This is a genomic window from Halostagnicola kamekurae (assembly GCF_900116205.1).
Classification (GTDB): domain Archaea; phylum Halobacteriota; class Halobacteria; order Halobacteriales; family Natrialbaceae; genus Halostagnicola; species Halostagnicola kamekurae.
Map to the genome: position 1 here is coordinate 22,446 of NZ_FOZS01000002.1, position 12,720 is coordinate 35,165.

A 12,720-nucleotide genomic window follows, 5' to 3' on the forward strand; every position below is an offset into this window, starting at 1 on the left:
TCATGAGTGGCTACAAATTCGAATTCCTTCTCGAGGGAGAGACGAAAACCATCTCCCCAGACGAGAGTATCGCCCCGAACCTCCCGATCAGCCTGTCGGCGGCGGACGAGTGGAGCGTCCAAACTCAGTATCGGGCAGATCTCTCTGGGTTCGAGCTCGCCGACGCCAAAGTCTACTGGGTCGATGACGACGACGTCGAACACTTGATCTACCGGGGAGAGGTCGACATCACGGAGGGCGACCCGGACGGCCTGATGACCGTCCGCGGACAGGACCTCACAGGCCTGTTGAAACGCGGCGGTGCGCAGGTTCATTACCAGAGCATCGCTGGCTACGAGGCGATCAGGGACTACGCCAACACGTATCTCACCGACTGGGAGTGGGACGTGCTCGAGCCCGAGCCGGAGCTCGTCGACGAAGGCCTCCTGCTCCAGGACGCTCCGTCGGCCGAAGATCTCAGCGCAGTGTTCCCGCTCGAGGAGCAGGACTTTGACCCTGCCGCCCACCCGATCACGCTAGATCAGGATGTGTATTTTTTACAGCGAACAGGAATCGTTTCAATAGACGCTGGAGACTCAGACGGCCCAACAGATCCGCAGTACACGGGCGGTTCTGCACAGGATACGTCTGATAGTCCCATCACTCATCTGATGGGGTTCTTCGCGTACGATATCCCCACGGAACATATTGGCTTTGCAGTCCGCGAAGGGATCTTCGGCCCAGATACGGGAGACATCACGTACTCGGCGGCGGACGGAACCTTCCAGGAAGTAACTGTCCGAGACAATATTAGCGAGAGTACGTCTCCCCGATGGGTCGATCTCTCGAGCGCTATGCAGGATTTCTGGGATGGACGCAGTGGCGATGTCGGCGGCAATATAGAGATCACACAATCCGGCGGCACGGATCCCTACGTCGCCGATGCGGTCGTGTATTTCGACAAGCGATTCCACGACTTCGACAACTTTGACAACGACGTCCACGAACCTGGCGGACATCTGGACCGGCCGTACGAGTACCCCTCCCCCGAGAAACCCGTTATTTTGGTGGCAGTCGACGTTTCAACGTCGACGAACATAACTCGTGCGTACGTCAATGGCGACGTAAATGATGCGAACGGACTGCTCGAAATGGGAGTATCCTTCGGAGAGGAGCCCGTCCAGACAGAGGCCAATACGGCCAGCGCCGAGTTCGGGTCAGACACCGATACGATGACCGTTAATGGACAGGTCGCACTCGGTATACGGACTGATTTAGATCCGCAGGACGACACCCCTCGCTATGGATATGATGGCCAGATATTCGATGGCTGGGAACTCAGCGTCGACACGAACGACCTCCGCGTGATCGAAGATCTCGAGCTGGTCGGCAATCACTACGAGAACTTTGGCGACCTGCACGACGAAGTGGGGATGGCGTTCCTCCCAGCGTCGATCGACTTCTCGAGTCAAAACCCTGAGCCGACCTGGCCCGAAGATGGCCTCGAGGGAGCGTCGTTCACTCCCGGTCAGATCCAACTCGAGTCGGACTGGCGGCGACTCGCGAAAACGAAGAAGCGAGATATGCGTGACTACGCGAACGTCCTCAAAGGATTCGGTGAACCGGATAGCGAGGGCGAGCGGATCGAGGTCGAGATCCGACTCAGCGATGAGATCGCCGAACATGGAGAAGTCCCTGGCCCGCCAGTGGTGAGTGACGCGACGACGCTCGCTGAACTGACTGTCGAGACGCGAAACGAACTGTTCAATCTGGCCAGCGTCGATCGAACGACGGGCTCGCTCGAGGTCGCCCCGAAGGTCGTCTGGCCCGGCTTTGCCTATCATGTCGAGATCTTCGACGAGGTCCTCACACTCGAGACGTCGACGCTCCAGGATGGCAGCCAAGCGCAGACCGAGCTCGAGTTCGAGGAAGGCGTCTCGATCGAATCGATATTCGGGTCGATCCGGCAGAACGTCCGCCGGTCGACGCGGTGACGTTCGCGAACGATACTCTTTTCGTGGGTACAGTCAAATTTAATGATATGATCCGGAGACGATACCTCGCAGGGTGTGCTGGGGTTGCTGCAGTCGGTGGGTGTCTTGGATCGGGCGAATCAGACAGTAGCCCGCCAGAAGATCCGCGTGAACAGGTCGGGCACTACATCGAAGAGGGAGCGAACAACGATGGGGCGTTCGTCGAAGAGGTCGGCGATATCGTCTCTGTGGAGGCAGACAGTGGCGACGGTTACAACGCGTCACTCGAATGCGAACTCGAATACCGCTCGAGCGACCAACCGGACTCGGCGTACGAAGAGAACGCCAATTGGACGGCGTACTACGTCTTCAAGTCCGTCTTCGAGCAAGATCTGGACGTCGAACAGCTGCTGATCACAGCCTACGTCCCTACAGTCGACCAGCAAGGGAGCGAAGAAGATACAGTCATCTCGGAAATCATGATGACCGGCGAGACAGCTGCAGAGATCACATGGGACAATATCGGCGCTGAGGAGATCCCGGCAAATGCAGATCAGTACTCGTTCGATCCAGTTTAACCAGCACTCGAGAGCGACGAGTACCTGATTCAGGACTGACCCCTTTCTGAATATAAAAACATCGTGGCGGATCGATCTCACGCTCGGACGGCAGGACGGTTAGGCGTCGGTATTTTGAATTTTAGTAATCACGAAGTCAATCATAAGGAACGTCGTCGAGGCTCCGATGAGGGCCAAGAGCAGATTGGATTCTGCTGCAATTGCTACTATCGGGCCGACTATCTCAACCACAAGTGAGGAGATCTCGATACTGATGACATTCGTAAACACCATAGAAGCGCCCTCGCCCAAGAGAGGGGAGACAAACGCTAATGCGGCAGTTGAAGCATTTGCAAGGGATTCTACGGATGTAAAGCCCAGTCCTCCACTGAGAAGATACGCGAGTAAAGCCGCGGCTGGAACGCCGAGTATCTCCTTTCGTGATGGTTTTTGCATACCGTCATGTGATAGCGAATTGATGTAAACTTTATGTGGAATACCCAGTAGCTTGCTTCTCCACTCTCATTCCCCATCAACAAGCAAGCAGGTTCCCGTTCGACGTCCTGACACTCGAGGAGTCGAATCCACTTTTAGCAAAATCCCTTTGGAGCAGTGCCATCGTACATAGATAATCTCTCTAGGCAGAATGTGATGTTAGGATGAAACTAGTAGTATCCTACTAATGCTCACCTTTAGCAAATTAAAGACGACCTTCCTCCTTTGAACTGTCTCTTCCCCTTATATGAGGTTGGTATCTATGAAAGTCTGCCGTTGGAGACTACCCTACCACGTTTCCCACAGGTGGGGTGTTTATCAACGGATAGCTGTGGGTATGATCAACCAGATAACACTCCAGTTCACGACTGTCGTATTGCTTGCTGTGAATACAGCGATCGCACTACTCGATCTATATTGTCGAAAATAGGCCGGTAAACGGAACCGACCCTACCACGTTTCCCATTTACTCGAACGACGGCATTTCTTTTATAGATTTGCCCCAGTCACAACACCTGATGAACCGCTTCTGCAGGGGCGATGTCGTATTCAACGAGGCGATCAGCTGCCAACTGCCACGCGTAGTTCGCGAGCTCGGGGTTGGCGTCTTCGAACTGGACTGAGAAGCGAGTCAATGCCACTGCGATCAGGAATCGTCGTCTCGTTCTCCGGACATTGGGGTGTCTGGCCGCGGCTTCTCATATAAACTTTCGCAGAAGGGGGGTGTTGGATGGAGCGTGTTTCTGAAAGCGCGCACGGGAAGAAGGGCGATGTGGTGTGTCAATCGATCTGTTTGGCAACAACAGATGCCCCCATTCCTCCCCGTTTGCAATTGTACCTCACGAACACACTGCTATCAATCTTTTCGCCAGTTTGATATGATGATTTCTGTTGGAAACCAGTTTTAGCGTCTTTCGACAAGACTCATGGTCCGACTGGGAGAAGGAAAGAACGCCAGGCGGGACGTGTATCGACATATGGGGGAGAGTCTATACACTCCTGGTGTAGGTGGACATCGCAGTGCGATGGATATCAGTCTCTGGGCGATATCGAGCCGTGAGTTCTACTGTCGTAGTAAGGGACCAATGGAGCGTGACGCTGAGTGCACCCGGGAAGAAATGGTGGCGTGATGTGTTGATGGTAGGACGAGGTAGGTGACAACGACAAAACCCCCTTTCACTCTTCCCGGTTGCAGTTAGGTGTTCGTCTGAAGATAGTTAATATTATTGTATTGTTGATACTAATGCAGGATAGAAATCGGTGATGGCGACGCTCTGCTCGAGGGATGAGAGAGAACGCCAGGTGGGGATGGCTGTTGGGCGGAGACCCACACAGACCTGGCGTGCATCCCTAGACAATGTCAAACAATATAACTATCAGGGTGTGTGAGAAGGCAAAGCTCTCGACGAACGGCAAGGACACATTGGGAGAGGGGGGTTTCTCCCTACGCAGTTGGCCTAGGCGCTATCTCCTACGTAAACGTATTTGCCGCTGAATTACAGATTTCAGTGTCTTTTATCGGTAGTTTTCGAAATCGGAATTGTTGGAACCGCCCCAGATAGGCTTTCGCTATAGGGCACGAGACACACCGGCGTATGCGCGCACACGAACGCGGGCGTTTAGTGCTCAAACACGAGCTCTCGAAGTACTATCTTCGGGTCCGTGATCACGACATCTCGAGTATCGTCCGTCGGCTGCAGAAGGGCTTCGTCGACGGGGAGTTTCTGGGACTTCGAAATCGCGGCTTCGAGGCGATCGTCTTCCAGAGATCGTACCACGGGTTCGGGAAGATCATCTCGTACCAGGTGCTGGATTCAGGGCACACCACCTGGGATGAGGTTCTCTGCAAGACTAACGATCCGACGGAGTGGCTCGAGAACCATCGCGACGATCTCGAGTGGGTTCACTACGAATGGCGATAAATCTCTCTACGCAGGCTACAAAATAGTGAAGTAGGGTTGGGGCACTTCACTGCTGTTCTTATTCCTCATCGCTGTTTCCGCTTCGGAGTCGACGCGCGGCCTTCTTCATCGCAGTTATCGGGCCAAGATTTGGCGAGTTTGTCACACGCTCCGTCCCTCTCGACCTCTTCCGCGACTTCTCTGAGTTTTTGTCACTCGAGGTCATCACATCTTCTACTACGGTGTCCAGAATATAAGCCTTATTGCCGACATTAAGAGAGGGGAGATAATTTTAGTTCAGTCGCTGATGCGAGCGTAGAAACTATCGGCATTCCAGATTACCCAATCAAGGAAAATGAGAATTGATGATGTAACCAAGAACGTGAGATAAATAATTCCCTCATTTTCGTATCCAGATAGTCCGAGTGCGCCGCCTCCTAACAGCAGCACAATCCCATTAAACGCAGAGGCGATCGCTATCGTGATGAGATATGAATTGAAATCCCCCATGTTTCTATTGTGGACTATCCATTCTTTATATAACTCTGTTACCTCGTCATTGAACTCTTCCGAGGAATCGATCTCTCCCTCTTCAACATCCTCTATAATCTTGGGGCTAACACCGAGGTCGTAGCTAGATGAGGTGTACGTGATTGATGCAAAAAATGTCGATAGAACTAGGAAAAATAGACACCCATAAGACCAGATATTGAAGAACGGTGCGACCTCGATCCCATCACGATTCAAAATTATCGTCAATGCCGTGAGCAATACCCCCATAAGGAGGAGGTTAAGACGAAATATTCCAACAGCCTTCTTATCGACATTATGTATTCGAGTAATGTGGTGGTCGACTGTATACCGCGCTTCTCGGCAAACACAGTCTCCGACAGCACGGTCCTCATCGCTCATTGGTCCAAAGACTGATAGTACAACCTCAAATAACTTTCGGCGGTGTGCTATCTGGGGCAGAGGATTACCGGTTAAGCATCGCGTCTTTCGCCTTTTGGATCCGTTTGTATTCCTCAACATCAGGGGCGTCACTGTCGGGGTGGACGTCCGCCGACTTTCGTCTCGCGACAGCCTTGACGACGTCGTCGGATGCGTCGGGGGAGATCTCGAGAATCTCGTGTGGTTCCTCCTGAAACTCGTCGTCACTCGAGGCCGGCGGCGCGGCGATCGCGTCCTCATTAGCTGGCGGCAACCGCGCCGTCGCGAACTCCGACTGCCCGGTCGTCACTGGCCGATTCTCCATCTTGCGCTTTTCGCGGAGGTACAGCCCGATCGCACGGGTGTTATCACGGACACGCGTATAGTGATCGCACGCGATCGCGTAGTCCTCGCCATCGTCAGTCCAGCGGAGTGCAACGCCGGGATCCTCGGGTTCGGCAGCGCTAGCATAGGGGAGGCCGTCGGTCTTCCGTTGGGGCATCGCGGTCTCGAGTCGCCAGTCGTCGACGTCGAGGCGATCCATCTCGCGCTTGATGTCCTTGATCGCGTTCCCGAGTGTGACGTCGAACTTGGTGGTCCGTTCACGATTCGTTGAATCGGTTCGCTCGAGCTCAGTGGGCCAGTCGAGACGGGAGTTCCCGTTGGTGGCTGCACTACTCATTGGAATCACTGTCTTCGCAGACCACGTCGCGGAGTTCCTCGAGTAGTTCCGGGTGGTGTTCTTCGAGTACTTCGATGTCCTTTGTCAGTTCGTCGTTGATCCGAGACCGTACACGCGAGATGGACTGAAGGCGCTGTGACTCCGAAGCGTCTGCTTCGCCCGAGATGTACTCGCGGTCCGTGTCCGTCATGATTGCACGGTACCGTCCCATTCTGGGTGTTTTATTTTGCGCCATTGCAAATGAAGCTTCTTTCTCAGCTCCCTAAAACTTTGCGCCTATGCATACATTTGCATTGCTGCAAAACATTTAATATGCACTGGTGCAAAGTAGTGACTGTGAAGCACGGGACGCCTCAGAGAATCTGAGGCCGGTGTTCCAGCACCGACCTCTCGTGCTTCGGTGAGAAGCAATGGCAACTACACAAGCCCACCTCAAGACGATTGCGGACGAATCGAACGCTGAATCGGAAACGGAAACCACCCAAACCGACCTAAGTGCGGTCGCTGGCGAGCATACGTCGACGACTGATGCGCTCCCAGATTTCTACGTCTTCCACGCTGCACGAGAGTTCGCAACGGACGCCCTCGAGACTGCGGTCGCGGAGGCGATCTAAGATGCGGGCCGCAAAACGACGCTCCATCGAAGCCGACCACCTTGAGTCCGAAGCCCAGGACGAACTCCGAATCCAGCGCGAAGCGCAGGCGGTCACCGCCCCCGAAACCGAACTCCGAGCTGATGGCGGCGAGGCGGACACCTACACCGCAAACGAAAACGCGCAGCTAGAGATCGCCAAGAACGAACTCGAGTACCCACCCGTCGACGTCGGTGATCACGTCCAGGACCGGGAGGACATCGACGCGACGATGGTCGTCGTTCGGACGCCGCTCGAGCCGGCCAATGAAGTGGATGCTCGAAACGGGAAGACGGTCGCGGAGTCCAACCCCGGATACCCGGCTGACGATGACGTCGTCGTGGTGAAGTTCCCAGAGCGGACGAGCACCGATATAGGACCGCTGCAGGGGTACGCATTTCCACGGACTCGCCTCGAGATCGTTGCTCGAGTCCACGATCGCAACGACGACCAGGAGGTGAGCGAGTGATGTCGACCGAAGCAGACGACACCGACGTCGCGGATACAATCAACAGTGACACCACCGAGGGGACAGCACTGCCGCGGTCGTTCCTCGTCGAGGGTGCCGGGCCAGTGACCGTCGTTCGCGAACACGGCGACATCACCGAGCGTACCGAAGGCGAGGTGTCGATCACCCGCCGCCTCGAGACGCTTGATGAGTTCGCACAGTTCTGGCGCTTCCGCGATCTCCGAAACTGGAAGCGAAACGCGATTCGAGAGGTGCTCGAGTCCCGGGAGAATGAGTTGTTACGGTACGTGATCGACGACGAACAACTCGAGGCCTGGAGCGTTCAGGTCGACGGCCGTGTCCAGGCGTTCGTCGGCGTTGCCGAGACGATCGTCGGCGGTCAGATCGATCCGAAATCTGTCACAGCAGCCGACCACCGATTCGAGTCCTACCTCCGGAACAACACCGGCAAAGACGCCGACGAACTGACGCTCGAGTTCGCGAAGGATCTCAAGGGGTCGCCACTGTGGGGGCCTGGCGCTCGACTCGCCGAGCTCGTTGTTCGCCATGCCGACCGAGAGGATCTGGATGGCTATGTCGCAGCGCTCCTTGAGGAGGTCGATGAGTGATGGCGGTCGCCGAATCTCCACAGGCCCACCTCGCCGATCGCGAACGCCGAGCTCTGGAACAGTACCTCACCGTCCTCGAGGACGATCCGCGCGTTCGCGATGCCGACGACATGTATCTGGTCGTCTCTGAGAGTGGATCGGAGTACCTCGTCGACGTTCGCGAACGAACGTGCGAGTGCGATGATGCGACCTACCGGGGTGTGACCTGCAAACACCAACATCGAGTCCGCTTTGCGACGGGCCGGCGATCGATCCCCCTCGGTGCCGATCGCGACGACGTCGACCAACAGTTAGGAGAGCACGTTTCCGGTGAACCCAGGTGGTCGAAGTGAGTGTGCAAACCTCGGATATCAAAGGTGCGGCCAACGCGGTGGAACCACACCCAGTGGTGCTTGACGCCCGCGCTGTCGATCAACATGACGGACACGACGTCCTCGAGATCGTGCTGCTCGAACGAGTCGACCGCGTCCCACCGGCGGTCCTCCGCGACCTCGGTGACCACGACTGTGGCATCACATTCGCCCAGCCACAAGGCGACCATCTCGTCGTGGAGGTTCAATGAGCCGTGACGCTCTGGCTCCGGACACGGAGTACAACGTCGTTCGCAGCGAGACGTCCATCGATGTCGACGGCTTTCGCAAAGGTGAGCCGACCGGCGAAATCGAGTGCTGCGAGTGCGGTCGGTCGCATCTGAATATAGACGAAATCCCGCACGAGAAGGACTGCTCGCAGCGCTGGGCGAAGACAGACTACTGGCGGGATCGGTTCAACGACTAACTCGTTCTTCTTTTTGCAGAAGCTGATAAGTAGGATGCACTAACACTCACACGTAGTGAGATGGCTATCTTCGGTACTCTATTCGAAGTGCTGTCCATAACCGGGTACTTTTCTACGCTCTTTGGAATGGTGGCGTACGCTCGTCTCATACTCTCTGAAATATTTGAACAGGAGAATATCGAGGTGAGTTCGGGGCTTACCTGGCTTGTCGCGCTTTGTGCCATCGTCTCAGCCACAGGAGCGGCTGGATCCAGCCAAATTATCACAGCCTATGGGCTCCTGTTGCCGTTGTTCGAAATCATGATGGCGGCTATTGGCGGAGGCGTTGCAATCACGTCTATCTCGCAACTCATACTCTGGCTCGTCGAGAACACCTAATATTCAATCACGCATCTTATGAGAACTATACCGGGCCCAGTACAGCGATTATTCGGAATTACAAGTAGTCTTTTTAGGATACCAGACAGTTTTCGAGAATATGATCGCCGATCTGCGGGTGTTCGACGACGAGTTCGTCCCACCCGATTTGCTCCATCGGGAGAACGAGATCGAACAGCTTCTCCGCCGGTTTACCACCCGCCACCCAGCGGAGTCGGACGTCCTTATCTCCGGACCCAGTGGGGTCGGGAAGACAGTTCTCGCCCGAACAGCGGTCGATCACCTCGAGACACAGACCGACGTCACGCGGGTGTTCGTCGACTCGCTCGGGAAGACGACCGGCGGCATTCTTCGGGCGATGCTCGAGCAGCTGCCTCGAGGACCGAACGAGGTCGCCCAGACCCTCCCGACGAGAGACGTCTGCCGAGAGATCCGTGAGGCGATCACCAGCGAAACGATCGTCGTCCTGGATGAAGGTGATGATCTCCCCCAGACGAACGCAGTCGGTGAACTGCTCGCGATGGCGAACGTCACGGTCGTGGTGATCGCCCACGACGGAACCGATTGGCTCTCACGTCTGGACGTCACCGACGGCCACCGACTCGACCAGGGTCACCTTGAGCTCGGACGCTACGGCGTCGACGAACTCGCGGACATCCTTGAGCGGCGTGCCCGCCAGGGATTGCATGGCGAACCCGTCTCTCGAGCCCAACTCGAGGCGATCGCCGACGAGGTCGCCGGCGTCGCTCGCCATGGGATCCAGTCGCTGCGCTCCGCGGCAGTGCTCGCTCGGGAACGCGGCCACCGTCGGGTGCGCGATCGGGACGTCGACGACTCCTACGAACATGCCCGCCACCGAATTCGGAAGTTGAATCTAAGTTCATTGCCGTTTCACCACCAAGTGCTGTATGCGATAATTCACGAAGCTGAGGAGCTCTCGGCGTCGGAGTTGCACGACCGCTACGACGCTGTTTCGGGGGATATCTATGCGGGGTCGCCGCCGCAACCACTTGGAGAACGCGCTCGCCGGGAGAAGCTCTCGAAGCTTGCAGAGTACGATCTCATCGACTATGACGGTCCGACACGTGATCGGCTCTACTGGGTAATTGATTCTGATGTAGAACCATTGCTAGAACTACCGGGAAGAATGCCATTAGAATGACCAATCGTCTTTTAGAACCACAATTATATTTAAAACAGATCTATTATAACTTCAATATTCACAGTTTCCTTTGATTGGCACATAGCGCTGATCAGGAGTAGGCTAACGGTATAGAGTACAAAAGCGAGGGCTCTGGTGAATCGCTAGACTCCGGCGACTTTCAACTCTATATCAGGTGCTCGATGCACTACTCTTGGACAATTCTGGCTTCAGTTTCCCCCGAATCTCTGCTGGCGAAACGATTGGACTCATTCACAGTGCCACTATGTAGGTCCAACCCAACGCCCTATGGCGATTCACCAGAGCCAAAGCGAGTAAAGGCCAAATGAGGTGGATGTTCTCGATCATTGTTCAGTGAAAGATTGGTTGCTAAGGATGATTTAAATAGGGCGAGAAACTACTTTAACGTGGTATATTATATATGGCCGATGAAGGTCGATCAAGAGGCGGCCCCGCCTCTTTTGCTTTGACACAAGCGGAAAGAGAGTTCCTAAAAAACGGATCTACCGGTGGTTATCGAAAATCGAAATTGGAGTCGCAGATAGAAGCGAAAAAGGATAAATTACCTGAACGTTTTGAGAGGCTTATGGATGATATGGAATTACTTTCTGATCGAATGGATGTGGATATGCTAGAACAGTTATCGCTCAAAAGTTTGCCAAATTCACTATCAATGTATGATTCATCAATACCACTGACAGAGCTAAATCTGGAGTTCAGGCCGATGTCTCCGGCCTGTGAATTAGGGAGAGAAATAGGTGAAACCATACATCACGTAATGAGTGGTCGCGATGATCAGCAAATGCGAGAGATAGTATCTCAGATGTCATTTGGATTCATACTTGGTGCATATATACTTCCATTGCCAGTTGCGGAGGTTGACAAACATGGAGTTGATCAATTTATTGGTGAAATAAATGAGATGTCACTCACATTCGCTTCTAAGTTTGACGAGGAGAGAATGACATTCGACGAATTTACGGAAGGGATGGATGAATATAGTCAAAAATGGAGGGAAATCGAGAGAGATATTGATCAAAATATCCGGCATACATTATTCGAAGCTGGCTATCTTTATGACGACGACCAACATTTATTTCCAGACCCCACACCCGATGGGATATTATTTTCCCTTGATGATACTGATTATTCGACGAAATGGGAGGAGTATAGAAACTCACGAAGTCACAAAATAATCAAAAAAACAAGAGACTACTTGATCGCAGATGGTGTGGATAGTGATATCATCGACATGAGTGTTGGTTATAGCACTATTCCCGGTTCTGGAGGTAATGTGGCGGCATTCCAAGATACCCACGATTTAGATCAATTAGATGTAGATGTGTTCGCCTCAAAAGAGAACATTCTTGAAGTGTATTCCAAGTATCGTATCCGAAAGCGAATCCAGCTTAGTTCTCGGCTAGCGGAAGACACCTCTCGACTGAGAGATCATCGGTGGAGAGGAGTCAATGCATTTCAGGTTTTCAAACTAATAAACACTGAGGGACCTAATATATCCTCACATGAAATTGCTGAAATTATTGGTTCCCGGAAACACCGTGATCCTCAAGTAACGGCTATTGGTCGGGCACTTTCAGGAGAACACTATGACTCTCAAACAAATTGGAAAGAACTTCCTTTACTATCAGGTAACAAGAGATCATGGAGACTGACTGATTATGGGGAAGTATTAGCTCAATATATATTTCGGGATTTGCCAATGTTCAACAAATTATCTCAGATTCCGAAGGAATTGGTCAATCAAGGTATTGACTCGCTAGAAGAAATCACGCCCTCTAGATAATATACTGTTTTCTGCGACCCTTTCAGAGTGATATAGATAATATATCTATCTGACGAGACATTCGGAATTGAAAGGGGGTTTAAAGCAAACACCATGCCAATCAGCGGTTGTCATGTCGACTGCAAGGCGAACGATCGATGTCGACCTCCGCACTGACGTCGACGCCGAGATCCCGGCGGAGGTGCCACGGGTAATTGCGCTTGAGATCGAGTACGGTGACGACAGCGAGCGAACGGTGCATCTCAATCACGGACCAGAAGAGTGGACGTTCGAATTCGTCCGGGGGCAGTGTACCGATCGCGATCCACCAACACGGACAGTCCCGCAGTGGATCAACGAAGCGCTCAGAGCTGTGGAAGCAGAGATCCGGTGA

17 protein-coding genes are annotated in these 12,720 nt (G+C 53.8%); 13 read left to right on the top strand and 4 right to left on the bottom strand.

Annotated features, from left to right (window positions below):
- The first annotated feature begins 2 nt into the window (after positions 1-2).
- Both BM348_RS07835 and BM348_RS07840 read left to right on the top strand, forming a co-directional pair.
- Complete coding sequence (locus BM348_RS07835) at positions 3-1,973, top strand: hypothetical protein (protein WP_092903747.1); 1,971 nt, start codon at positions 3-5, stop codon at positions 1,971-1,973.
- Positions 1,974-2,020: 47 nt separating this feature from the next.
- A complete protein-coding gene (locus BM348_RS07840; RefSeq protein WP_092903749.1) occupies positions 2,021-2,530 on the top strand; it encodes a hypothetical protein in 510 nt (169 codons plus the stop codon).
- Positions 2,531-2,629: 99 nt separating this feature from the next.
- Here the strand turns inward: BM348_RS07840 and BM348_RS20590 are convergent, their stop codons facing one another.
- Positions 2,630-2,965 (bottom strand): hypothetical protein, encoded by a 336-nt coding sequence (locus BM348_RS20590; RefSeq protein WP_139231159.1) that lies wholly within the window; start codon positions 2,963-2,965, stop codon positions 2,630-2,632.
- Positions 2,966-4,599: 1,634 nt separating this feature from the next.
- Here BM348_RS20590 and BM348_RS07845 point away from each other — a divergent pair.
- Positions 4,600-4,926 (top strand): hypothetical protein, encoded by a 327-nt coding sequence (locus BM348_RS07845; protein WP_139231160.1) that lies wholly within the window; start codon positions 4,600-4,602, stop codon positions 4,924-4,926.
- A 276-nt stretch (positions 4,927-5,202) separates the two neighbouring features.
- Here BM348_RS07845 and BM348_RS07850 read toward each other — a convergent pair whose 3' ends face one another.
- From BM348_RS07850 to BM348_RS07860, 3 genes are all read right to left on the bottom strand, one after another.
- Complete coding sequence (locus BM348_RS07850; RefSeq protein ID WP_139231161.1) at positions 5,203-5,817, bottom strand: hypothetical protein; 615 nt, start codon at positions 5,815-5,817, stop codon at positions 5,203-5,205.
- Positions 5,818-5,881: 64 nt separating this feature from the next.
- Positions 5,882-6,517 carry a J domain-containing protein gene (locus BM348_RS21810; protein WP_092903755.1) on the bottom strand — a complete coding sequence of 212 codons (636 nt, stop codon included), beginning with the start codon at positions 6,515-6,517 and terminating at the stop codon, positions 5,882-5,884.
- On the bottom strand, positions 6,510-6,728 hold the full coding sequence (locus tag BM348_RS07860; protein WP_092903757.1) for a hypothetical protein: 219 nt from the start codon (positions 6,726-6,728) through the stop codon (positions 6,510-6,512). Before BM348_RS07860 ends, BM348_RS21810 begins: the two co-directional genes overlap by 8 nt.
- A gap of 199 nt (positions 6,729-6,927) precedes the next feature.
- Between BM348_RS07860 and BM348_RS07865 the strand changes: the two genes are divergently transcribed.
- The 10 genes from BM348_RS07865 (at position 6,928) to BM348_RS07910 (ending at position 12,720) form a co-directional block, all read left to right on the top strand.
- On the top strand, positions 6,928-7,131 hold the full coding sequence (locus tag BM348_RS07865) for a hypothetical protein (protein WP_092903759.1): 204 nt from the start codon (positions 6,928-6,930) through the stop codon (positions 7,129-7,131).
- A gap of 1 nt (position 7,132) precedes the next feature.
- Positions 7,133-7,618 (top strand): hypothetical protein, encoded by a 486-nt coding sequence (locus BM348_RS07870; protein ID WP_092903761.1) that lies wholly within the window; start codon positions 7,133-7,135, stop codon positions 7,616-7,618.
- Complete coding sequence (locus BM348_RS07875; protein WP_092903763.1) at positions 7,618-8,226, top strand: hypothetical protein; 609 nt, start codon at positions 7,618-7,620, stop codon at positions 8,224-8,226. Before BM348_RS07870 ends, BM348_RS07875 begins: the two co-directional genes overlap by 1 nt.
- Positions 8,226-8,558: a hypothetical protein gene (locus BM348_RS07880; protein ID WP_092903765.1), complete on the top strand. Its 333-nt coding sequence runs from the start codon at positions 8,226-8,228 to the stop codon at positions 8,556-8,558. Before BM348_RS07875 ends, BM348_RS07880 begins: the two co-directional genes overlap by 1 nt.
- Positions 8,559-8,560: 2 nt before the next feature.
- On the top strand, positions 8,561-8,788 hold the full coding sequence (locus tag BM348_RS07885; RefSeq protein WP_245779414.1) for a hypothetical protein: 228 nt from the start codon (positions 8,561-8,563) through the stop codon (positions 8,786-8,788).
- Positions 8,785-9,003 carry a hypothetical protein gene (locus tag BM348_RS07890; RefSeq protein ID WP_092903768.1) on the top strand — a complete coding sequence of 73 codons (219 nt, stop codon included), beginning with the start codon at positions 8,785-8,787 and terminating at the stop codon, positions 9,001-9,003. The genes BM348_RS07885 and BM348_RS07890 overlap by 4 nt, the downstream gene beginning before the upstream one ends.
- Before the next feature lie 60 nt (positions 9,004-9,063).
- Positions 9,064-9,381 (top strand): hypothetical protein, encoded by a 318-nt coding sequence (locus BM348_RS07895; RefSeq protein WP_092903770.1) that lies wholly within the window; start codon positions 9,064-9,066, stop codon positions 9,379-9,381.
- 100 nt (positions 9,382-9,481) lie between these two features.
- Complete coding sequence (locus tag BM348_RS07900) at positions 9,482-10,543, top strand: Cdc6/Cdc18 family protein (RefSeq protein WP_092903772.1); 1,062 nt, start codon at positions 9,482-9,484, stop codon at positions 10,541-10,543.
- Between the two features lie 421 nt (positions 10,544-10,964).
- A complete protein-coding gene (locus BM348_RS20595) occupies positions 10,965-12,347 on the top strand; it encodes a hypothetical protein (protein ID WP_139231162.1) in 1,383 nt (460 codons plus the stop codon).
- A 112-nt stretch (positions 12,348-12,459) separates the two neighbouring features.
- Entirely contained in the window at positions 12,460-12,720 is a 261-nt protein-coding gene (locus tag BM348_RS07910; RefSeq protein ID WP_092903776.1) for a hypothetical protein, read from the top strand.

Bases quoted from the DNA above. Each gene is read 5' to 3' on its own strand.
- BM348_RS07835 (WP_092903747.1), top strand. From the start codon at position 3: ATGAGTGGCTACAAATTCGAATTCCTTCTCGAGGGAGAGACGAAAACC.
- BM348_RS07840 (WP_092903749.1), top strand. From the start codon at position 2,021: ATGATCCGGAGACGATACCTCGCAGGGTGTGCTGGGGTTGCTGCAGTC.
- BM348_RS20590 (WP_139231159.1), bottom strand. From the start codon at position 2,965: ATGCAAAAACCATCACGAAAGGAGATACTCGGCGTTCCAGCCGCGGCT.
- BM348_RS07845 (WP_139231160.1), top strand. From the start codon at position 4,600: ATGCGCGCACACGAACGCGGGCGTTTAGTGCTCAAACACGAGCTCTCG.
- BM348_RS07850 (WP_139231161.1), bottom strand. From the start codon at position 5,817: ATGAGCGATGAGGACCGTGCTGTCGGAGACTGTGTTTGCCGAGAAGCG.
- BM348_RS21810 (WP_092903755.1), bottom strand. From the start codon at position 6,517: ATGAGTAGTGCAGCCACCAACGGGAACTCCCGTCTCGACTGGCCCACT.
- BM348_RS07860 (WP_092903757.1), bottom strand. From the start codon at position 6,728: ATGGGACGGTACCGTGCAATCATGACGGACACGGACCGCGAGTACATC.
- BM348_RS07865 (WP_092903759.1), top strand. From the start codon at position 6,928: ATGGCAACTACACAAGCCCACCTCAAGACGATTGCGGACGAATCGAAC.
- BM348_RS07870 (WP_092903761.1), top strand. From the start codon at position 7,133: ATGCGGGCCGCAAAACGACGCTCCATCGAAGCCGACCACCTTGAGTCC.
- BM348_RS07875 (WP_092903763.1), top strand. From the start codon at position 7,618: ATGTCGACCGAAGCAGACGACACCGACGTCGCGGATACAATCAACAGT.
- BM348_RS07880 (WP_092903765.1), top strand. From the start codon at position 8,226: ATGGCGGTCGCCGAATCTCCACAGGCCCACCTCGCCGATCGCGAACGC.
- BM348_RS07890 (WP_092903768.1), top strand. From the start codon at position 8,785: ATGAGCCGTGACGCTCTGGCTCCGGACACGGAGTACAACGTCGTTCGC.
- BM348_RS07895 (WP_092903770.1), top strand. From the start codon at position 9,064: ATGGCTATCTTCGGTACTCTATTCGAAGTGCTGTCCATAACCGGGTAC.
- BM348_RS07900 (WP_092903772.1), top strand. From the start codon at position 9,482: ATGATCGCCGATCTGCGGGTGTTCGACGACGAGTTCGTCCCACCCGAT.
- BM348_RS20595 (WP_139231162.1), top strand. From the start codon at position 10,965: ATGGCCGATGAAGGTCGATCAAGAGGCGGCCCCGCCTCTTTTGCTTTG.
- BM348_RS07910 (WP_092903776.1), top strand. From the start codon at position 12,460: ATGTCGACTGCAAGGCGAACGATCGATGTCGACCTCCGCACTGACGTC.